The organism is Micromonospora sp. NPDC127501, from assembly GCF_040302185.1.
Lineage (GTDB): Bacteria > Actinomycetota > Actinomycetes > Mycobacteriales > Micromonosporaceae > Micromonospora.
This window is the reverse complement of record NZ_JBEORJ010000001.1, coordinates 732,728-752,232: the sequence shown is the minus strand read 5'-3', so window position 1 is coordinate 752,232 and position 19,505 is coordinate 732,728. Positions and strand designations below refer to the sequence as shown.

Genomic DNA, 19,505 nt, shown 5'->3' with positions numbered 1-19,505 from the left:
TCCGCGCCACCGGTCCATCCAGCCCTACCCCCGGGCCGGGGCGACTATGCGCCTCCGCGCGTCGCGGACAGCTCGTCCGGGCGCGACGCGGGCAGCAGTTCGGTCAACAGCTCGCTGAGCACGGCGAGCCCGTCCGGGCTGAGCACCGACTCCGCGTGGAACTGCACCCCGGCGAAGCCGCGTCCCCGCAGGGCGTGCACGGCGCCGTCGTCCGGGTCCCGGGCCAGCTCCACCGGCCCGTACGCGGTGGTCAGCCGGTCGGCCCCGCAGCGGGCGGTGAACGTCGAGTAGAACCCGACCCGGCGGGTCCGGCCGAACAGCGGCACCTCCCGCTGCAACCCCTGGTAGGGCGCGTCGCGGCGGTGCAGGGTCAGCCCCAGCAGCCCGGCCAGCACCTGATGGCCGAGGCAGACCGCGAGGGTGGGACGGCCGGTGGTCAGCAGTCCGGTCAGCAGCTTCCGCAGCGCCAGCATCTTCGGTTCGTCCGCGCTGCCCGGGTCGCCCGGTCCGGGACCGGCGACCACCAGGTCGTAGTCGTCGACCGGGCCGCTCGCGTGCCAGGGGCGGGTGGTCACCGCGAGTCCCAACGCGCTCAGTTGGTGGGCCAGCATTCCGGTGAAGGTGTCCTCGGCGTCCACGATCAACACCCGGCGGCCGACCAGTCCGGGCAGTCCGGGCGCGTCCGGTGACCGCTGATCGAGCCAGAACCGCGCCAGCGGTGCGTTGCGGGCGGCCAGCGCGTCGCGTACCGCCGGGTCGTCGGCCAGCCGCGCGACCGGCCCGCGGTCGCCGACGGACGCCGCCGGCCCGAGGCCGAGCGCGGCCAGCACCCCGGCGGCCTTGGCGTGCGTCTCGGCCACCTCGCCGGCCGCCGTCGAGTGCCGGACCAGGGTCGCGCCGACCGGCACCCGCAGTCGGCCGGTGGGGGAGATCTCGGCGGTGCGGATCAGGATCGGGGCGTCGAGCGTCTGCCGGCCGGCCTCGTCGTGGCCGAGCAGTGCCAGCACGCCCCCGTAGTAGCCCCGACCCCGGCGCTCGTGCCGGGCGATCACCCGGCAGGCGTTCTCGATCGGGCTGCCGGTGACGGTGGGGGCGAACATCGTCTCGCGCAGCACCTCCCGCACGTCGCGGGTGCCCCGCCCGGCGAGCAGGTACTCGGTGTGCGCCAGGTGCGACATCTCCTTCAGGTACGGCCCGATCACCTGCCCACCGTGCTCGGCGACGGTGGCCATCATCTTCAGCTCCTCGTCGAGCACCATGTACAGCTCCTCGGTCTCCTTCTCATCGGCGAGGAAGCGCAGCAGGGCCGCCCGGTCCGCGACGCCACCGGGGCAGCGGAAGGTGCCGCTGATCGGGTTCATCATCACCAGGCCGTCGTCGACGCTGACGTGGCGCTCCGGGCTGGCGCCGACCAGCGTCCGGGTGCCGGTGTGCACCACGAACGTCCAGTACGCCCCGCGTTCGGCGACCAGCAGCCGGCGCAGCGCGGCCAGCGCGGCCCCCAACGGCGGGCCCTGCACTGTGGCGTGCAGGGCGCGGTGGATGACGAAGTTCGCGCCCTCGCCGCGGCCGATCTCCTCGGACAGCACCCGCTGCACGGTCCGCGCGTACTCCTCGTCGCTGACGTCGAAGCCGGCGTCGGTGGTGTGCACCGCTTCGTCGGGCAGCGCGGCGAGGGCGTCGGCCAGCGTGATCCGCTGGTGCTCGCGGACCTGGAGGAACTCCAGCGGGGCGGCGTCGTCGACGCAGGCGAAGCCGCGCTCGGTGATCTGCCGGTACGGCACCAGGGCCAGCGTCCGTGCCCCGGGCGGGCCCGCCGGCAGCGGGAGGTCGGTGAGCTCGTCGACGGTGTCGACCGGGCCGGTGAACAGGTCCAGCGCGTCCGCGCCCTCGCGGCGCAGCAGCGCGAAGGGGCCGGGGTCGACGCCGTGCGCGACGGCGGCGAGCAGGTCGGTCAGGTGGGTCATCGGAGTCTCCGTCGGGCTGGGCGCCGCCGTGGGGCGGCCCTGGAGCCGGGAGATCCGGCGACCGCCTCGATGGCGGCCGCGTGGATGGAGCTACGCGCGGGAGATGGCCGCCGGGTCGGCGGGCCACCAACTGGTCAACTGCGCGAGCATGTGATCCACCCTACGCGCCCGTCGGCCGGCTGGCACGGGGTAACTTGACCGGCGATGAACATTCTCGCGCTCGACCTGGGCACCTCCTCGGTACGCGGGCTGGTGCTGGACGCGGACACCCAGCCGCTGCCCGGCGCTCTGGCCCGCCGCAAGGTCGACCTCGCCATCGGCGACGACGGCACCGGCACCCTGTCCGGTCCGGACTATCTGGCGAGCCTTGTCGAGTGCCTGGACGAGCTGGCCGACTCGGGGCACCTGCACGACGTCGGCCTGGTGGCGGTCTCCGCCCAGTGGCACTCGGTGCTCCCGCTGGACCGCGACGGCGCCCCCATGGGCCCGGTGGTCACCTGGCTGGACACCCGGCCCGCCCCGGTCGGGCGCACCGCCGGCCCGGCCGACCCGGACGGCTTCCACCAGCGCACCGGCTGCTGGTGGCACCGTTCGTACTGGTCGATGCGGTTGCCCTGGGTGCGCGAGCAGTCCGGCACCCCCATCGCCCGGTTCGTCGGTCTGCCCGAGTACGTGCTGGGCGAGCTGCTCGACACGGCGCCCATGTCGATCTCCCAGGCCTCCGGGACCGGTCTGCTCGACCTGCGCACCCTGCGCTGGGACGAGGAGGCGCTGACGCTGGCCGAGGCGCGACCGGAGGAGCTGCCGCCGCTGGGCGAGCTGGACTGGCACGGCCGGCTCCGGGTCGACCTGGCCCGTCGGTGGCCGCAGTTGGCGCAGGCCCGGTGGACGCCGCCGGTGGGCGACGGTGGGGCGTCGAACGTCGGCTCCGGCTGCGTCGACCCGAGCCGGGCCGCCGTCACCGTGGGCACCTCCGCGGCCGTACGGTTGATGCAGCGGATCCCGGCCGGCGAACCGATGCCGCGCCTGCCCGAACGGTTGTGGCGGTACCGGGTCGACCACGACCACGTGGTGACCGGGGCCGCGTACGCCAACGGCGGCAACCTCTTCGCCTGGGCGGACCGGGAGCTGCGGTTGCCTCGGGGCGCCGAGCTGGACGCGGCGCTGGCGCTGGTGCCGGCGGGTGGTGGCCGGCCGGCGGATCCCCGCTTCGGTGGCGACCGGGCGCCCGGGCTGGCACCGGCGGGCAGCGGTGAGCTGCGGGGTCTGAGCTTCAGCACAACTTCGGTCGACATCCTAGCCGGGCTGATGCAGGGGTTGTGTGAGCTGGTCGCCGAGGATCTCGGGGTGCTCGAGTCCACCATCGACAAACCGGTCGGTGTGGTGCTGGGCGGCGGCGCGGTGGCCGCCTCGGTGTGGTGGCGGCAGGCGTTCGCGACCGCCCTCGCACCGCGACCGGTGTCGCATCAACGCAACCCGGAGATCGGCGCCACCGGTGCCGCGCTGGTGGCGCTGGGGCGCTTCGGTGACGCGATCGAGCTCGCCGACATCGGCCGGACGGACGAGCTGGTTTTACCGACCACGGCAGGACGTTCCCACCCGCAGTATCCTTCCTGAACCTCGGCCTCGCCCGGGCCGTTGACAGCGGTACCGAGCCTGGTTGGATGGACTGCGCTCCCCCGACCGCGGTGGACGCGGTAGGACGGAGGAGGCAGGGTGGCGGCAGGTCCCGACCCGGCGAACGGCGCGGTGTCGAACCATCGCCGACGCCGCTTCGATGTCCGAGTCGTTCCGCATCGACGGCGGTCGCCGTTCCGGCTGCGCGACTGGCGGATGAGCACGAAGCTCGCCACCGTGCTGCTGGTGCCGTCGATGGCGTTCCTCCTGCTCGCCGGGGTGCAGACCAGCACCCTGGTCGGGCGGACGACGGCGTTGAACGACTTCTCCAGTCAGGTCGGCATCGGCCGGCAGATCACCGCGGCGGTGCACCAGCTCCAGCAGGAGCGGGACCGTTCGGCGGGGGAGCTGGGCGAGCTGCGTAAGGGCGGTGACCGGCAGGCCGCCGCGAACGGCCTGAAGCCGTTGCAGGCGGCCACCGACAAGGCCATCGTCGACCTCAGCCGGGCCGCCGAGCCGTTGGCGGACGCGGACGCGTCCTGGCGGGTGGCCTTCTCCGAGGCGCTGGAGGCGTACGACCAGGTGGTCGACATCCGCGCGGCGATTCCGCCGGCGGTGCTCAGCAGCGAGACCATCCTGAGCAACTACCACCGTGCCGTCGGGGCGTTGCTCGACCTGCTCGCCGAACCGACGCCGGGGCAGAACCAGCCGGCGTTGAACGACGCGGTGCTGCGCTACGTCCAGTTGGCCCGGGTCAAGGAGCTCTCCTCCCGGGTGCGGGCCCAGCTCTACGCCGCCGCCCGCGCCGGGGCGTACGGCACCGAGGACCGGGTGATCCTCGCCGACCTGCGCGGTCAGCAACTCACCGCGCTCGGCGCGTTCCGGGTGGCCGCGACCAGTGAGCAGATCCGCCGCTACGACGAGACCTCGGTGTCGCCGAACTTCCTGGTCGCCACCGGGTTGGAGGAACGCAGCCTGTCCTCCGGCGGCGCGTCGCCGCAGGTGCTGCCGTCGGAGCAGTGGTGGTCGGCCAGCCAGCAGCGTCAGGAGCTGCTGCGTCAGCTTGAGGCGGGCGTGCTCGACGACGCCGTACGGCAGGCCGAGGAGGCCAGCGACGATCAGCTCCGGACGACCCTGCTGGTCGTCGGCGGAGTGGTCACGGTCCTGCTGGCCGCCCTGCTGATCTCGTTGCTCATCGGGCGGTCGGTGGCCCGGTCGATGCGCATGCTGCGCAGCCAGGCGCTGCGGATCGCCCAGGTCGAGTTGCCGGACGCCCTGGACCGACTGAAGACCGTCACCGGTGGGGTGCCGCGCATCGATGTCGCGCCGGCGGTGGTCCGCTCACTCGACGAGATCGGCGAGCTGGCCGAGGCGTTCGTGGCGGTGCACCGCAGCGCGGTCACTGTCGCCGTCGAGCAGGCGTTGATGCGGCGCAACGTCAACGCGATGTTCGTCAACCTGGCCCGCCGCAGCCAGGTGCTGGTGGAGCGTCAGCTGGAGCTGCTGGACGACCTGGAGCGCGAGGAGAGCGACCCGGACCAGCTGGAGAACCTGTTCAAGCTCGATCACCTGGCCGCCCGGATGCGCCGTAACGACGAGAGCCTGCTGGTGCTCGCCGGCACCGACTCGACCCGCCGGTGGAACCGGCCGGTCGGGCTCGGTGCGGTGCTGCTGGCCGCCGCCGCGGAGATCGAGCAGTACCAGCGGGTCCGGATCGAATCGGTGGCCGACGTGCACGTGGTCGGGCACGCGGTCGGCGAGTTGGTGCACCTGCTGGCCGAGCTGCTGGAGAACGCCACGGCCTTCTCCCGTCCGGACACCGTCGTGGTGGTGACCGCCCGGATCGAGGCGGGGGGTGCGCTGATCGAGATCGTCGACCGGGGTCTGGGTATGAGCCCGAGCGCGTTGGTGCAGGCGAACGAGGTGCTGGCCAGCCCTCCGGCCGCGGACGTCGCGGCGGTGGAGCGGATGGGGCTCTTCGTGGTCAGTCACCTCGCGGCCCGGTTGGGCGTCCGGGTGCGGTTGGAGGGCGGCGAGGACGGCCTGGTCGCTCGGCTCGCCCTGCCCGCGATGCTGCTGGCTCCCGCGGGCACTGTGGAGTTGGATGCGCCCCCGTCGGCGCGGATGCTGGCGTCAAGCGCGGCGCGGGGGTTGGTTCCGCAGTCCGGGGCGGCCCGGCAGGCCGCTGCCCCGATGCCGAACGGCGCGGTGCGGGACCTGCCGGTGGCCGGCCGCCCGCCGGGCGTCGGCGTGCCGCGTCAGGGCCGCCCGGTGCCGGTACGCGCCGAGGACGTGTTGACCCCTGCCGCTGATCGCGGTGCCGGCGGGGGCTGGTATTCGCGGCAGGGCCCGACCGCGCCGGTGGTGCCCGCTGCGGCGGCGCCACCGACGATTCCGGTGACCGCCGGCACCAATGAGCGGGGATTGCCGGTGCGGGTGCCCATGGCGCAGTTGAGCGCGGTCACCCGTTCGGCACAACCGATGACGGCACCGACCCGCACCGACCCGGACCCGGAGGCGGTCGGCGGCATGCTCTCGCGGCTCTACAGCGGAGTACGGCGCGCCGAGGCTGAGGACACCACCGAGATACCCGTGCCACCGTCCGGGGGGCACGACGAAGGGGGACGACGACAGTGACGACGTTGAGCCAGGAGGCGCGTGACCTGAGCTGGCTGGTGAGCGCGTTCGCGGAGCGGGTGCCGGGCGTGGCGCACGCGGTGGTGGTCTCCTCTGACGGGCTGCTGGTGGCGATCTCCGATCACCTGCCGCGTGACAACGCGGACAAGCTCGCCGCGGTGACCTCCGGGCTGATGAGTATCACCGCGGGCGCGGCCTCGATGTTCGACGGCGATGTCGTCAAGCAGACGGTGGTCGAGATGGGCCGCGGCTACTTCCTGGTGATGCAGATCCGCGACGGTTCGATTCTGGCCACGCTGGCCGCCGGTGACGCGGACATCGGCGTGGTGGGCTACGAGATGGCCCGGCTGGCCAAGCAGGCGGGGGAGATGCTGACCCCGGCCCTGCGGGCGGAGTTGCAGCAGGCGCTGCCCCGCTGAGTGAGCCGGCCGAGGCCCGGACGGTCACGGCTCACCCGAGCCGAGCCGTCCGGGCCCGGCCGTCCGGGTGGCGGCGCGCTCAGAAGCCGCCGTCGGCGATGACGGAGCGGTACCAGGTGGCGGAGTTCTTGAGCACCCGACGCTGGGTGGCGTAGTCCACGTAGACCAGGCCCCAGCGCTGGTCGTAGCCCTGGTCCCACTCGAAGTTGTCCAGCAGTGACCAGACGTGGAAGCTCTCCAGCGGCACTCCGTCGGCGATGGCCCGGTGCGCGGCGGTGAGGTGGTCGCGCAGGAAGCTGATCCGCCCGGCGTCCTGGACGGTGTCGTCCGCGCCCAGAGTGTCCGGTGTGGGCAGCCCGTTCTCGGTGATGGTGAGCGGGATCGGCCCGTATTCGCGGGTGATCCGGGTCAGCAGGTCGTACATCCCCTCGGGGTAGATCTGCTGCCATTCGGCCTCGGAGGTCGCCCAGCGGTGCGCGGTGCCGCCGTCGCCGGTGACGTAGATCGGGGTGTAGTACTGCACGGCCAGCAGGTCGATCGGCGCGGAGATGGTCAACAGGTCGCCGTCGCGGATGCCCTGGACCATCCGGCTCTGCGGGCCCAGGTCGGCCAGCAGGTCCTCGGGGTAGCTGCCCTTGAGCAGGGAGTCGAGGTAGAGGCGGTTCTCGTAGGCGTCGTAGAGGTGGGCGGCGGCGGCGGCCTGCGGGGAGTCGTCGGCGGGGTAGCAGGGGTGCAGGTTGAGCGCGGGGCCGATGCGGCTGTCGCTGCCGGTGGCCCGCAGCGCGGCGACGGCGTACCCGTGGGCGAGTTGCAGGTGGTGAGCGACCAGGTAGGCGGCGTCCGGGTCCTGCCGCCCCGGGGCGTGGTGGCCGGTGAGGTATCCGTTCTGGACCACGGTCTTGGGTTCGTTGATGGTGAGCCAGGCCGGCACCCGGTCGCCGAGGGCGCGGAAGACCACGTCGGCGTAGTCGGCGAAGCGGTGGGCGGTGTCGCGTGACTCCCAGCCGCCGGCGTCCTGGAGCGCCTGCGGGAGGTCCCAGTGGAACAGGGTGGCCATCGGGGTGATTCCGCGCTCGTGCAGGCCGTCGAGGAGGCGGCGGTAGAAGTCGAGGCCGCGTTGGTTGGGCGTGCCGGTGCCGTCGGGCTGGATCCGGGGCCAGGAGATGGAGAAGCGGTAGCTGCGCAACCCGAGGTCGCGCATGAGGTCGAGGTCCTCGGCGTAGCGGTGGTAGTGGTCGATGGCCACGTCGCCGGTGTCGCCGTTGCGGGTGCGCCCTGGGACGCGGCTGAAGGTGTCCCAGACCGACTCGCCGCGCCCGTCCTCCTTGGTGGCGCCCTCGATCTGGTAGGCGGAGGTGGCCGCGCCCCAGCCGAAGTTGTCCGGGAAGCGCAGCGGGCCGGCGGGCCCGATAGGTATCGACATGGATTCTCCTCATGGATACGGGGCCACCGCCGAAAGATTCGGGAGCGCTCCCATGATAGGGCAGACGCTGCCTGCCGGTCAGCCGGCCGTCAGGACGGCCGGCGCTGGCGGGTGAGAGGCGGGTGTGTGGCCCCGGGCAGCGAACGAGGCCGTCCGGGCGGCGCGGAGCGCCTGTCCCGTCGGCCTCTTTTCCTATCGTGTACGGGGGTTTAGTGTGGGGACGGGGGAGGGCAACCCCCGTCCCCACCGTAACTGCACACACACGGGCGGAATTTGGGTCCTGCCGTGCGTGTCGCGCGGGAGCCGGGCCACGCGAGTGGCTCTGGTTCCACCTCCCTCCCTGTGGCGGGACGATGGCTGACGACGGCGTCCGGGCTGGCCCGTCGTCGGCCCTCGGTCTGGTTCCCTGGGCTCGTCAGGACGACCCCAGCGATCTTCTTGTTGGAACCTTGTCGATGGAAGCGCTCCCATCGACCGATGTTGCGACTGTAACGCCCGTCACGCCTTTGTGAAAGACCCAAAACGAGATCGAAACAAGGAGCTGATCCAGCGCCCCGTGCGCTTGTTGTGGGAGCGCTTCCATGGCACACTGTCGATTCGACGCGACAGGAGCCACATCGCGTAGTGCGGGTCCACCGAGGGCAACCGGCAGCACCAGCTCCGGTCACGGTCACCCGAGCGCAGCCGGCGGGACCCCCTCCCGTGCGGGCCGCACGCCCTACCCCGGCCGGGCCCGGGGAAGACCACCTTCCCGGCGCCTCGACATCCCCGCGGACCACCACCACCCTCGCGGGCAGGCGCCTCGCCGGGGACCACCCCGGCCTGGTCCGAGGAGACACCGCGCACATGAGACAACTGGCAATACGCCGGCGCGTGGCGCTCGCCGCCGCCGCGCTGCTCGCCATCGGCGGGGTGACCCTGCCTGCCGGCGCCGCACAGGCGGCACCCGCCTGCGACGTGGTCTACGCGACCAACGACTGGAACAACGGCTTCACCGCGAACGTCACCATCAAGAACCTGGGTGACCCGGTGAGCAACTGGACGCTCAAGTGGACCTTCCCGACCACCGGTCAGCGGGTCACCCAGGGCTGGTCGGCCAAGTTCAGCCAGACCGGCAGCGAGGTCACCGCGATCAACGAGTCGTACAACGGCAACCTGGCCACCGGGGCGTCCACCACCATCGGCTTCAACGGCGCCCACTCGGGCAGCAACCCGAAGCCCACCTCGTTCACGGTCAACGGCACTCCCTGCAACGGCACCCCGGCCAACCAGCCGCCGACGGTCTCCCTCGGCCTGCCGGCCGGGCCGTTCACCGCGCCGGCCGACGTGCCGCTGACCGCCACCGCCAGCGACCCGGACGGGACGATCAGCAAGGTCGAGTTCTACCGCAACGGCCTGCTGATCAACACCGACACCTCCGCCCCGTACGCGTACACCCAGGAGGACCTGCCGGCCGGCAGCTACACCGTCCAGGCCAAGGCGTACGACAACGCCAACGGCATCGGGGTCGACGAGAAGGCGTTCACCGTCGGGGCCGCCAACGGCCCGACACTGGTCGCCACCCCGTCCGCGGTCAGCGTCGCCGAGGGTGGCAGCGCCACCTTCAACCTGAAGCTCAGCGCCGCCCCGACGGCCAACGTGCCGGTCACCCTCACCCGCACCGGTGACACCGACGTCACGGTCTCGCCGGCCACCGCCACGCTGACCCCGAGCAACTGGAACACCGGGGTCACCGTCACGGTCGCCGCGGCGGAGGACACCGACACCGCCGGCGGCGCCGCCACCATCACCGCCTCCGCCACCGGTCTCGCTTCGCTGGCGGTCAGCGCCACCGAGATCGACAACGACACCCCCGGCGGCGACAACGCCTACACCGCGAAGTTCCTCGAGCAGTACGGCAAGATCAAGAACTCGGGCTACTTCAGCCCCGAGGGCGTGCCGTACCACTCGGTGGAGACGCTGATCGTCGAGGCGCCCGACCACGGCCACGAAACGACCTCCGAGGCGTTCAGCTTCTGGCTCTGGCTGGAGGCCTACTACGGCAAGGTCACCCAGAACTGGGCACCGTTCAACAACGCCTGGACGGTGATGGAGAAGTACATCATCCCCACGCACGCCGACCAGCCGACCGCCGGCTCCGCGGGCACCCCGCAGTACGCCGCGGAGTACAACCTGCCCAGCCAGTACCCGTCGGCGCTGAACCCGAACGTCCCGGTCGGTCAGGACCCGTTGCGCTCGGAGCTGCAGTCCACCTACGGCACCGGCGACATCTACGGCATGCACTGGCTGATGGACGTCGACAACACCTACGGCTTCGGCCGCTGCGGTGACGGCACCACCAAGCCCGCCTACATCAACACCTTCCAGCGGGGCACCCAGGAGTCGGTGTGGGAGACCGTTCCGCAGCCCTCCTGCGACACCTTCAAGCACGGCGGTCAGTACGGCTACCTCGACCTGTTCGTCAAGGACACCGGCGCCCCCGCCAAGCAGTGGAAGTACACCAACGCCCCGGACGCCGACGCCCGCGCCGTGCAGGCCGCGTACTGGGCGCTGACCTGGTCCAAGGCGCAGAACAAGCAGGCCGACGTCGCGGCCACCATCACCAAGGCCGCCAAGATGGGCGACTACCTGCGGTACGCGATGTTCGACAAGTACTTCAAGAAGATCGGCAACTGCGTCGGGGCGAGCACCTGCCCCGCCGGCAGCGGCAAGGACTCGGCGCACTACCTGCTGTCCTGGTACTACGCCTGGGGCGGCGCGTACGACGCCAGCCAGAACTGGTCCTGGCGGATCGGCTCCAGCCACAACCACTTCGGCTACCAGAACCCGTTCGCGGCCTGGGCGCTGACCAACACCCCGGAGCTCAAGCCGCAGTCGTCGACCGCGGTCGCCGACTGGACCAAGAGCTTCGAGCGGCAGCTGGAGTTCTACACCTGGTTGCAGTCCGCCGAGGGCGGCATCGCCGGTGGCGCCACCAACAGCTGGGACGGTAGCTACGCCCAGCCGCCGGCCGGCACCAGCACCTTCTACGGCATGTTCTACGACGTCGACCCGGTCTACAACGACCCGCCGTCGAACCAGTGGTTCGGTATGCAGGCCTGGTCGATGCAGCGCATCGCCGAGCTGTACCAGCAGACCGGCAACGCGAAGGCCAAGGCGCTGCTGGACAAGTGGGTGCCCTGGGCGATCGCCAACACCACCCTCGGCACCAACTGGTCGATCCCGTCGGACATGGCGTGGACCGGTCAGCCGACCACCTGGAACCCGTCCAACCCGCAGCCCAACACCGGCCTGCACGTCGAGGTCATCAGCAAGGGTCAGGACGTCGGTGTTACCGCCGCCTACGCCCGGATCCTGATCGCGTACGCGGCCAAGTCGGGCAACGTGGCGGCGAAGGACACCGCCAAGGGGCTGCTCGACGCGCTGTCGGCCGCCAGCGACGCCAAGGGTGTCTCCACCACCGAGAAGCGTGGCGACTACCGGCGCTTCGACGACGTCTACAACGCGTCCACCGGGCAGGGCCTCTACGTCCCGTCGGGTTGGACCGGGAAGATGCCGAACGGCGACGCCATCGCCGCCGGCAAGAGCTTCCTCGACATCCGGTCCTTCTACAAGAACGACCCGGACTGGCCCAAGGTGCAGGCGTACCTGGACGGTGGTCCGGAGCCGAGCTTCAACTACCACCGGTTCTGGGCGCAGGCTGACGTCGCCATGGCGTACGCCGACTACGGCAGCATGTTCCCGAACGGCTGAGACGACCCGGGGTGGGCGGCGTGGACCGCCCACCCCGGGGTCCGGCCCGGGTCCGGGGAACGACGGACCGGGGCTGGCGGACGGCCTGACACCCACGGTCAGGCCGGGGTGGGCCGGCCATCTGGCCGACGCAGCGGATCGGCTGGCCCACCCCACCGCCCGGACTGGAGCCAGCCGCGAAAAAGCCCAGAAATTCGGGCCCTGGCGGGATCACACCGAGGACTGTGACGGAGTAACGTACGTCACCGGAGAGGCCGCTCCCCCCGTGGCGGCCTCTCCACTTTTTTGCCCCGGTTCCGACCGCTTCTCTGCTCCGAGCCGGCCGGGCGGGGCCGGCTCAGCGAGGCGGCGCGACCGGGTGACGCAGCCCCGGGTGCCCGGCCGGCAGCGAGCGTCGCAGCACCACCCAGCTCAGCGCCAGCGCCGCGGCGACCAGCGGCCAGGTCAACGCCACCCGGGCCACCACCAGCGCGAGCACCTGCCCACCCAGGTAGAGCGGCACGAACACGGCGACCCGCAGCAGGTAGGTCGCCGTCCACACCCAACTGGCCCGGCCGTACCCGCGCAGCAGCGCCGGGTCGCGCCGCCACCTGGCCCGTTGGCCCAGCACCGCACCGACCAGCACACCGAGCAGTGGCCACCGCACCACGATGCTGACCGTCCACGCCAGAGCGCTCGCGGCATTGGACAGCACCTGGATCAGGAAGAAGTTCTCGGCCCGGCCGGTGCGCACCGCGATCAACGCCGCGACGCAGACGGCCAGCAGCCCGATCAGCACCGAACGCGGCCTGTCACCCCGACGCAGCCGTACGCCGGCCACCACCGCGCCCACGGCCAGCGCCGCGCCGACCCCGCCCCACAGCGACTCGCCGCCCAGCAGCCAGCCCGCCGCGAACGCCAGCGGCGGCAGAGTGGCGTCGATGGCACCGCGCCGCCCGCCCAGCAGATCCGTCAGCGACTCGGCGCGCGCCGGCCCACCCGGACCGGTGTCGGCGCCGGGCCGCGCCGGTCCTACCGGCCCCGGGTTGCCGCCTTCACGCTGCTCCGGACCGGGGTCGGCCGGGCCGCCGTCGCGCTCAGGTGTTCCGCTCACCAACCGCCTCCTCGCCTCCGGCACAACCTAACCGGCGATTGGCGGCGGGCCACCGCTCGGACCGCCGACACCTGCCGCTACGGTGTGCGGATGCGCGCGACGGCACGGGGTTGGACCGCGGTCTGGTTGGTCGTACTGGCCCTCGTCCAGGCGGCCGCCTTCCTCGCCGTCTGGCGGGTGGCCGTACACCTTGAGGTCGGTCAGTGGGTGGACACGGTCGCCCTCACCGGCAACCGGATCGGGCAGGACACCATCGACGGTCCGGTCGACCGGATCCTCAACGCGATGTCGGTGGTCTCGCTGCTGGCCGCCACCGCGACGATCGGGTTCATCGCGCTGATCCGGGGGCGGATCGCCCTGGCGATCACCGCGACCCTGCTGATCGCCGGAGCGAACGTCACCACCCAGCTGCTCAAGTACGGGCTGAGCCGGCCCGACTACGGTGTCGACCCGGAACGCGCGGCGGTGGGCAACAGCCTCCCGAGCGGGCACGCCACGGTCGCCGCCTCGGTGGCGGTCGCGCTGATGCTCGTTCTGCCGCGCAAGGTGCGGGCCGTCGGCGCCTTCATCGGTGCCGGCTACGCCGCCGTCGCCGGCGTCGCCACCCTCTCCGCCGGCTGGCACCGGCCCAGCGACGCGGTCGCCGCGTACCTGGTGGTGGGTGTGTGGGCGGCGTTGGCCGGGTTGCTGCTGCTGGTCACCCAGCGGGAGCAGGCCGAGATCGCCCCCGGTGACGCGCACCGGGTCGCGGCGCTGGTGCTCGGGCTCGGTGGTGTGCTCGCCCTGGTGGCGTGCGGGCTCTCCCTGTCCTGGCTGCTCGACCTGCGCGGCACCGGGCCGGAGGAGCTGGCCCGCCGCCCTCTGTTCGTCGGGTACGCGGGCAGCGCCGCCGGGATCGCCGGCACGATGGCCGTGGTGATGGCGTTGGCGCTCACCGTCGTGCACCGGCTGGTGCCCCGGGTGAAGGGCTGAGCGAGCCGGTGGAGTCCGTCCTCGCGGCGTTCTCCGCCGAGTGCGCGCAGCTCACCGGGGTCCTGGCCGAGCTGGTCGACGCCGACCTCGATCGGCCCACCGACTGCCCTCCGTGGACGGTCCGGGACCTGATCGGGCACATCCGCACCGGGGCCGGCCGGCTGACCGACATGCTCGCCGCGCCGGCCCCGCCCCGCGCCGAGGTGGACGCCGCCGGCTACTTCGGCGCGGCGAAGTTCACCCCTGCGGTGGACGCCGACCGGATCGCCGGCGGCCAGCGGCACGCGCCACGGGTGGACCGGACGGCGCTGGCGACCGAGTTCGACCAGGCGTGGCGGGCCACCGAGGCGGCGGTCGCCGCCGCGCCGCCCGATCGGGTGGTACGAACCCGGCACGGCGACGCGATGCGCCTCAGCGAGTTCCTGCGGACCCGGGTCGTCGAGGTGGGTGTGCACGGGTTGGATCTGGCCGCCGCGCTGGGCCGGCCTCCGTGCCTCACCCCACCGGCGGCCGTGGTCATCGCCGACCTGCTCACCGGCGGACGACCCACACCGCCCGGGTTGAGCTGGGACCGGCTGACCCTGATCCGCAAGGCCACCGGCCGGGCGGTGCTGACCGCCCCGGAACGGGCCGCGATCGACGCCGCCGGTTTCCGTTGGCTCGCCTTCGGCCGCTGACCCCGGTCGTGCGGGACCGCGGACGGTCGCGCCGGCCGCTGCCGAGTCAGCTCGCGGCGCGAGGGGCGGGGACGTGCGGGGCGACACCGCGCAGGTGCGTCAGCACCACCGGGTCGATCCGCCCCGGCACCAGCCGCTCCTCCAGGTTCTCCAAGCCGGCCCAGGAGATCAGCGCCGCTTCCGTGCCGTCCTCGTGCACCGGATGGCCCAGCGCACCGAGCAACGCCGCCACCTCGTCGGCGACCGCGCCGCTCAGGTCGAGCAGGGTGGCCGGGTCCGGTCGGCCGAACAGCATGGTGTGCACAGTGAGCAGGCGACCCAGCTCGGCGACCGGGTTCGGGTGGTCGTCCACGCGCAGATCCACCACCACGTCGCTGGTGCCGCCGTACCCGCCGCCGCGCTCGACCACGAGCAGACCGGCGCTCTGCCGGCCACGCCGGTCGCCGCCGGCCTCGTCGCCGGCCCGCAGCGCGGCGACCAGCCGCTCGGCGAAGGGCAGCGCCGTTCCCGCCAGCCAGGCTTCGCCGAGGGCGTCGACGACCTCCGGGCCGGTGAGCACGTTTCCCTGCGCGGCCCAGCCGTCGCCGGTCCGCCCGCCGGCCCACGGATGGCAGGCCGGCCCGGTCCAACTGGCGCCCGAGCCGGTGGCCCCCACCACGCCGAGCTGGCGGTGCTCCCGCTCGGGGTCGGCGGCGATCAGCCCGGCCACCACGTCGGCGGCGGCCACCCCGGTGCGCAGCAGGGTGAGGCCCTGCGGGCGGTAGGCGAGGTTGACGTGCGCCTGGGTGGCCAGCGCGCCCACCTCGGCGGCGGCGGCCGGCACCAACGCCCCGGCGGCGAGGAACTTGCTGGCGACGGCCACGCCGTGCAGGCGGCCGTCGGCGGAGCGGGCGACGAGCGAGAAGGTCACCCGCCGAGATTAACCGTCCCACGCCGAGGCGACATCGACGTGCGAGGCTCAGAACGGTGGCGCGGCGGCCTCCGGTGGGGCACCGTGGGCGCGACGCGCGTCGAGCACCGCGACCGAGGCCAGCACCAGCGCCCCGACACCGGTCGCGACCACGCCCGGCAGCAACAGCAGCGGCACCGCCGAGGCCAGCAGCACCAGCAGCGCGATCCACCGGGACGGAGAGACCCGCGCGAACACCTCGTACTCCAGGCGGGCCCGCCCGGCCAGAAACAGGGCCGGCCCTCCGAGCACCATGGCCAGCCACGGCCAGGGGATCCGCTCCAGCGGATGCTCGATGATCAGCTCGTATCCGATCGCGGTGGCGGCGAGGCCGATCACCATCACCAGGTGGGTGTCGGCCGCCGACCGGCCGATGGTGGCGGGGTGTCGGGCCTTCGTCACCGCCTCGCCCAGGATCCGCCCGGCCCGCTGCACGTAGATGCGCCACAGCATGATCGAGGTCGCCAGCGCCAGCGCGAACGCCCACGCGTGCCACATCTCGTACGGCACCTTGCTGTAGGAGAAACCGGCCACCAGGATCGTCTCGCCCAGCGCGACGAGGAAGAACTGCTGGTACCGCTCGGCCAGGTGTTCCCCGGCGATCTCCCACTTGGAGATCGTCGAACGGCCCAGGCCGGGCACCGGCCAGCCGCAGCGGGCGGCCAGGTACTCGATGACCAGCGCCGCCGACCAGAGCAGCACCTGCGCGTTGGTGGACAGCATCGCGCCGCTGATCCAGAGCACCCCGCTGACGGCGAAGATCACCGCCATGCGCACCTTCAACCGGCGGTACGGGTGCGGTCCGAGCGCGATCGAGAGGATCACCGGTCGGGTCACCTGCGCGATGACGTACGCCACCGCGAACATCAGCCCGGTCTCGCTGAACGCGCGGGGGATAGCGACCCCCATCAGCATGCTGCACACCAACGCGGTGATCACCACGGTCTGCAACGGCACCCGGTACGGGTCGTACCGGCTGGTCGTCCACGCGGTGCCCTGCCAGACCGCCCAGAGCGCCAGCAGCAACAGCAACGTCTTGCCGCTGCCGGTGATCGTTCCCCAGCCGTGCCCCCGGCCCGGGTCCTCGGTCAGATCCTCGAACGCGCGCGCCGAGATCCGGGTCAGCGCGAAGACGAACACCAGGTCGAAGAAGAGTTCCAGGAACGTCGCCCGGCCGGGCGTGGCCGCCGCCGGAACCGGCTCCAGGTGTCCCGCCGCCCTGGAACCCATGGTCAGCGGCCTGCGCCGTCGGTCCGGTCCACCTCGAAGTGGTAGCACCTCCCATTGGCAAGCACGGCCGGAAACCGGCGATTCTGCCCAACCCGGGGATCTTGCTCGGGCCCGCGTCAACGGGCACGATCGACCGGTGACGAATCGATGGGGCATGACGGTGCCGCTGGGCGGAATCGCGCTGGCGCAGCACGACGCGGCCTACGCGGCCCTCGACCGGGCCGGGTTCACCGACGTCTGGTCGTCCGAGGTCGCCGGGACCGACGCGTTCACCCCGCTGGCGCTCGCCGCGGCCTGGCAGCCGGGGCTGCGGCTCGGCACCGCGATCACACCGGTCTTCACCCGGGGCCCCGGGCTGCTGGCGATGAGCGCGGCGGCGCTGGCCGAGGCCGCACCGGGCCGGTTCTCGCTCGGCATCGGCGCGTCCTCACCGGTGCTGGTACGGGACTGGAACGCGGTGCCGTTCGACGAGCCGTTCCGCCGCACCCGCGACGTGCTGCGCTTCCTGCGCGCCGCGCTGGCCGGCGAGACCGTCGACGAGGCATACGACACGTTCACCGTCCGCCGGTTCACGCTGGAACGACCGCCCGCGGTGCCGCCACCGATCCTGCTCGCCGCGCTGCGCCCGGGCATGCTCCGGCTGGCCGGCGCGGAAGCCGACGGGGTCATCCTCAACTGGCTCAGCGCCGACGACGTGCCGCGCGCCCTCGCCGAGCTGGGCGAGCAACGGGCCGGCTTCGAGGTCGCCGCCCGGATCTTCGTCTGCCCCACCGAGGACGCCGCGTACGCCCGGGCGCTGGGCCGTCGGCTCATCACCAGCTACCTCACCGTCCCGGCGTACGCCGAGTTCCACCGTTGGCTCGGCCGCGACGAGGCGCTCGGGCCCATGTGGGCGGCCTGGGCCGCCGGTGACCGGCGCGGGGCCAGCGCGGCGGTGCCCGACGAGGTGGTCGACGCGCTGGTGCTGCACGGCTCACCGGAGCGGTGCCGCGCCGAGGTGCGCCGCTACGCCGACAACGGGGTGGACGTGCCGATCGTCGCCCTGCTGCCCACTCCCGAGGTCACCACCGGCGGCGCGACCGCGCTGCTCAGCCTCATCGCCCAACTGGGCACCAACTCCGTGGAGGCGTCCGCGTGAACCTCACCGACCGGATCGTGGTGGTCACCGGCGGAGCTGGCGGCATCGGCGCGGCGCTGTCGCGCCGGTTCGCCGCCGAAGGCGCCGCCGCCGTGGTGGTCGCCGACCTGGACGCCGACGCGGCCGACGCGGTGGCCGAGGGGATCGGCCCGGTCGCGCACGCCATCGCCCTCGACGTCACCGACGAGGAACAGGTCCGCGACCTGGTCGCCGACACCGAGCAGCGGTACGGCCGGATCGACCTGTTCTGCGCCAACGCCGGGGTGACCACCGGCGGGGGAGTGGAGGTCGACGACGCCGGCTGGGACCGCTCCTGGCGGGTCAACGTGCTCGCTCACGTCTACTCGGCCCGCGCGGTGCTGCCCGGAATGCTCGCCCGCGGCGGCGGGCACCTGCTGCACACCTGCTCCGCTGCCGGTGTGCTGACGGCGGTGGGCGACGCCGCCTACACCGCGACGAAGCACGCGTCGGTGGGGTTCGCGGAGTGGCTGGCCATCACCTACCGGGACCGGGGCATCCGGGTCAGCGCGCTCTGCCCGCAGGGGGTGGACACCCCGATGCTCGCCGACGGGCTCGCCGACGGTCACCTCGGCGCCCGGGTGGTCGCCGCGTCCGGTGCGGTGCTCACCCCGGACCAGGTCGCCGACGCAGCCATCGCCGGGCTGGCCGAGGAACGTTTCCTGATCCTGCCGCACCCCGAGGTCGCCGACTACGCGCGCCGCCGCGCCGAGGACCCGGACGGCTGGCAGGCCGGCATGCGCAAACTCATCCGCCGGCTGACCGCCTGACCCGCTACCGCGCCGGAACGCGCCCGACGGCCAGCAGGTGGGCACTGGAACTGATCAGCGCCGGCTCGCTGCTGTAGAGCCGGGCGAGGTCCAACGCGGCGGCGAAGACCGCGTCCTGCGCCGGCCCGTTCGCCGCCGCCTCCGCCGCCGTCCAGGCCGGGCCCTCCACCCCGTGTACGACGACATCGGTCAGCCCCGCGGCCGCGCACTCGTCGGTGATCTCCTCGACCCGGTGGAAGTAGGCGTGGGTGAAACCGATCCGCGGATCGTTGACGCCGTCGCTCAGCAGCGCCCTGGCCTCGTCGAGCAGCCTCTCGTCGAGTCGCCCGGTGGCCGCGAAGTCCAACGGGCCGGCGAACCGGGAGATGACGGCGGCAACGACGAGACCGCCGGGGCGGGTGACCCGGACCGCCTCACGGAGGGCCTGTAGCCGGTCGGCGCGGCGTACCAGGTGGTAGAGCGGGCCCAGCAGCAGAGCGGCGTCATACCCGTTGTCGGCGTCGGGAAGCGCACGCGCGTCGCCCACCTGCGCCTCGACCGGAGGGTGCCCGTCGCGGGCCTGCGCGACGTGGCTCGGCACCAGGTCGACGAGACGGACCTGGTAGCCGGCGGCGACGAGGGCCCGCGCGTACTCGCCGGTGCCCCCACCGATGTCCAGCACCCGGGCACCCGGCCCGGGCAGGAGATCCCGCAGGAGCTGCGTCGTGCGGATCCACTCCAGTCGCGCCTGCGGGCGGGCGGTGAGCCGCTGGTCCTCGCGGTAGCGCTGCGTGTAGTAGTCGACGATGTCGCTCGAATGCTGGTCCACGCTCTGATGATCACCGGTGTGCGGCGCGCGGGCC

At 72.8% G+C, this 19,505-nt stretch carries 14 protein-coding genes; 8 read left to right on the top strand and 6 right to left on the bottom strand.

What is annotated here, in order from left to right; genetic code table 11:
• Positions 1–44: 44 nt before the first annotated feature.
• Complete coding sequence (locus ABTW72_RS03345) at positions 45–1,967, bottom strand: anthranilate synthase family protein (RefSeq protein ID WP_350853645.1); 1,923 nt, start codon at positions 1,965–1,967, stop codon at positions 45–47.
• A gap of 204 nt (positions 1,968–2,171) precedes the next feature.
• Here ABTW72_RS03345 and ABTW72_RS03340 point away from each other — a divergent pair, with 204 nt between their 5' ends.
• The 3 genes from ABTW72_RS03340 (at position 2,172) to ABTW72_RS03330 (ending at position 6,640) form a co-directional block, all read left to right on the top strand.
• A complete protein-coding gene (locus ABTW72_RS03340; RefSeq protein WP_350853642.1) occupies positions 2,172–3,584 on the top strand; it encodes an FGGY family carbohydrate kinase in 1,413 nt (470 codons plus the stop codon).
• A 99-nt stretch (positions 3,585–3,683) separates the two neighbouring features.
• The gene (locus ABTW72_RS03335) at positions 3,684–6,221 is read left to right on the top strand and encodes a sensor histidine kinase (protein WP_350853639.1); all 2,538 of its coding nucleotides are present in this window, start codon (positions 3,684–3,686) and stop codon (positions 6,219–6,221) included.
• On the top strand, positions 6,218–6,640 hold the full coding sequence (locus ABTW72_RS03330) for a roadblock/LC7 domain-containing protein (RefSeq protein WP_088988684.1): 423 nt from the start codon (positions 6,218–6,220) through the stop codon (positions 6,638–6,640). Before ABTW72_RS03335 ends, ABTW72_RS03330 begins: the two co-directional genes overlap by 4 nt.
• 79 nt (positions 6,641–6,719) lie before the next feature.
• On the opposite strand, the gene ABTW72_RS03325 is transcribed toward ABTW72_RS03330, so the two are convergent.
• The gene (locus ABTW72_RS03325; RefSeq protein ID WP_350853636.1) at positions 6,720–8,063 is read right to left on the bottom strand and encodes a GH1 family beta-glucosidase; all 1,344 of its coding nucleotides are present in this window, start codon (positions 8,061–8,063) and stop codon (positions 6,720–6,722) included.
• An 846-nt stretch (positions 8,064–8,909) separates the two neighbouring features.
• Between ABTW72_RS03325 and ABTW72_RS03320 the strand changes: the two genes are divergently transcribed.
• Complete coding sequence (locus ABTW72_RS03320; protein ID WP_350853633.1) at positions 8,910–11,816, top strand: glycoside hydrolase family 48 protein; 2,907 nt, start codon at positions 8,910–8,912, stop codon at positions 11,814–11,816.
• A gap of 337 nt (positions 11,817–12,153) precedes the next feature.
• On the opposite strand, the gene ABTW72_RS03315 is transcribed toward ABTW72_RS03320, so the two are convergent.
• Positions 12,154–12,762, bottom strand: coding sequence for a DUF3159 domain-containing protein (locus ABTW72_RS03315; protein WP_502892154.1), 609 nt, complete (start codon positions 12,760–12,762; stop codon positions 12,154–12,156).
• A 231-nt stretch (positions 12,763–12,993) separates the two neighbouring features.
• Between ABTW72_RS03315 and ABTW72_RS03310 the strand changes: the two genes are divergently transcribed.
• Both ABTW72_RS03310 and ABTW72_RS03305 read left to right on the top strand, forming a co-directional pair.
• Positions 12,994–13,881, top strand: coding sequence for a phosphatase PAP2 family protein (locus ABTW72_RS03310; RefSeq protein WP_350853630.1), 888 nt, complete (start codon positions 12,994–12,996; stop codon positions 13,879–13,881).
• A gap of 8 nt (positions 13,882–13,889) precedes the next feature.
• Positions 13,890–14,558 (top strand): maleylpyruvate isomerase N-terminal domain-containing protein, encoded by a 669-nt coding sequence (locus tag ABTW72_RS03305; protein ID WP_350853627.1) that lies wholly within the window; start codon positions 13,890–13,892, stop codon positions 14,556–14,558.
• A 46-nt stretch (positions 14,559–14,604) separates the two neighbouring features.
• Here the strand turns inward: ABTW72_RS03305 and ABTW72_RS03300 are convergent, their stop codons facing one another.
• Together ABTW72_RS03300 and ABTW72_RS03295 are read right to left on the bottom strand one after the other, a co-directional pair.
• On the bottom strand, positions 14,605–15,468 hold the full coding sequence (locus tag ABTW72_RS03300; protein ID WP_350853624.1) for a DUF1028 domain-containing protein: 864 nt from the start codon (positions 15,466–15,468) through the stop codon (positions 14,605–14,607).
• 48 nt (positions 15,469–15,516) lie between these two features.
• A complete protein-coding gene (locus tag ABTW72_RS03295; RefSeq protein WP_350853621.1) occupies positions 15,517–16,737 on the bottom strand; it encodes a low temperature requirement protein A in 1,221 nt (406 codons plus the stop codon).
• Between the two features lie 154 nt (positions 16,738–16,891).
• On the opposite strand from ABTW72_RS03295, the gene ABTW72_RS03290 reads away from it, so the two are divergent.
• On the top strand, positions 16,892–17,875 hold the full coding sequence (locus tag ABTW72_RS03290; RefSeq protein ID WP_350853962.1) for an LLM class F420-dependent oxidoreductase: 984 nt from the start codon (positions 16,892–16,894) through the stop codon (positions 17,873–17,875).
• The gene (locus ABTW72_RS03285) at positions 17,872–18,663 is read left to right on the top strand and encodes an SDR family oxidoreductase (RefSeq protein ID WP_350853618.1); all 792 of its coding nucleotides are present in this window, start codon (positions 17,872–17,874) and stop codon (positions 18,661–18,663) included. The genes ABTW72_RS03290 and ABTW72_RS03285 overlap by 4 nt, the downstream gene beginning before the upstream one ends.
• 4 nt (positions 18,664–18,667) lie before the next feature.
• Here the strand turns inward: ABTW72_RS03285 and ABTW72_RS03280 are convergent, their stop codons facing one another.
• Entirely contained in the window at positions 18,668–19,471 is an 804-nt protein-coding gene (locus ABTW72_RS03280) for a class I SAM-dependent methyltransferase (RefSeq protein WP_350853615.1), read from the bottom strand.
• Between the last annotated feature and the right edge of the window lie 34 nt (positions 19,472–19,505).

Coding starts and splice junctions, on each gene's coding strand:
- ABTW72_RS03345 (WP_350853645.1), bottom strand. CDS start 1,967: ATGACCCACCTGACCGACCTGCTCGCCGCCGTCGCGCACGGCGTCGAC.
- ABTW72_RS03340 (WP_350853642.1), top strand. CDS start 2,172: ATGAACATTCTCGCGCTCGACCTGGGCACCTCCTCGGTACGCGGGCTG.
- ABTW72_RS03325 (WP_350853636.1), bottom strand. CDS start 8,063: ATGTCGATACCTATCGGGCCCGCCGGCCCGCTGCGCTTCCCGGACAAC.
- ABTW72_RS03320 (WP_350853633.1), top strand. CDS start 8,910: ATGAGACAACTGGCAATACGCCGGCGCGTGGCGCTCGCCGCCGCCGCG.
- ABTW72_RS03295 (WP_350853621.1), bottom strand. CDS start 16,737: ATGGGTTCCAGGGCGGCGGGACACCTGGAGCCGGTTCCGGCGGCGGCC.
- ABTW72_RS03290 (WP_350853962.1), top strand. CDS start 16,892: ATGACGGTGCCGCTGGGCGGAATCGCGCTGGCGCAGCACGACGCGGCC.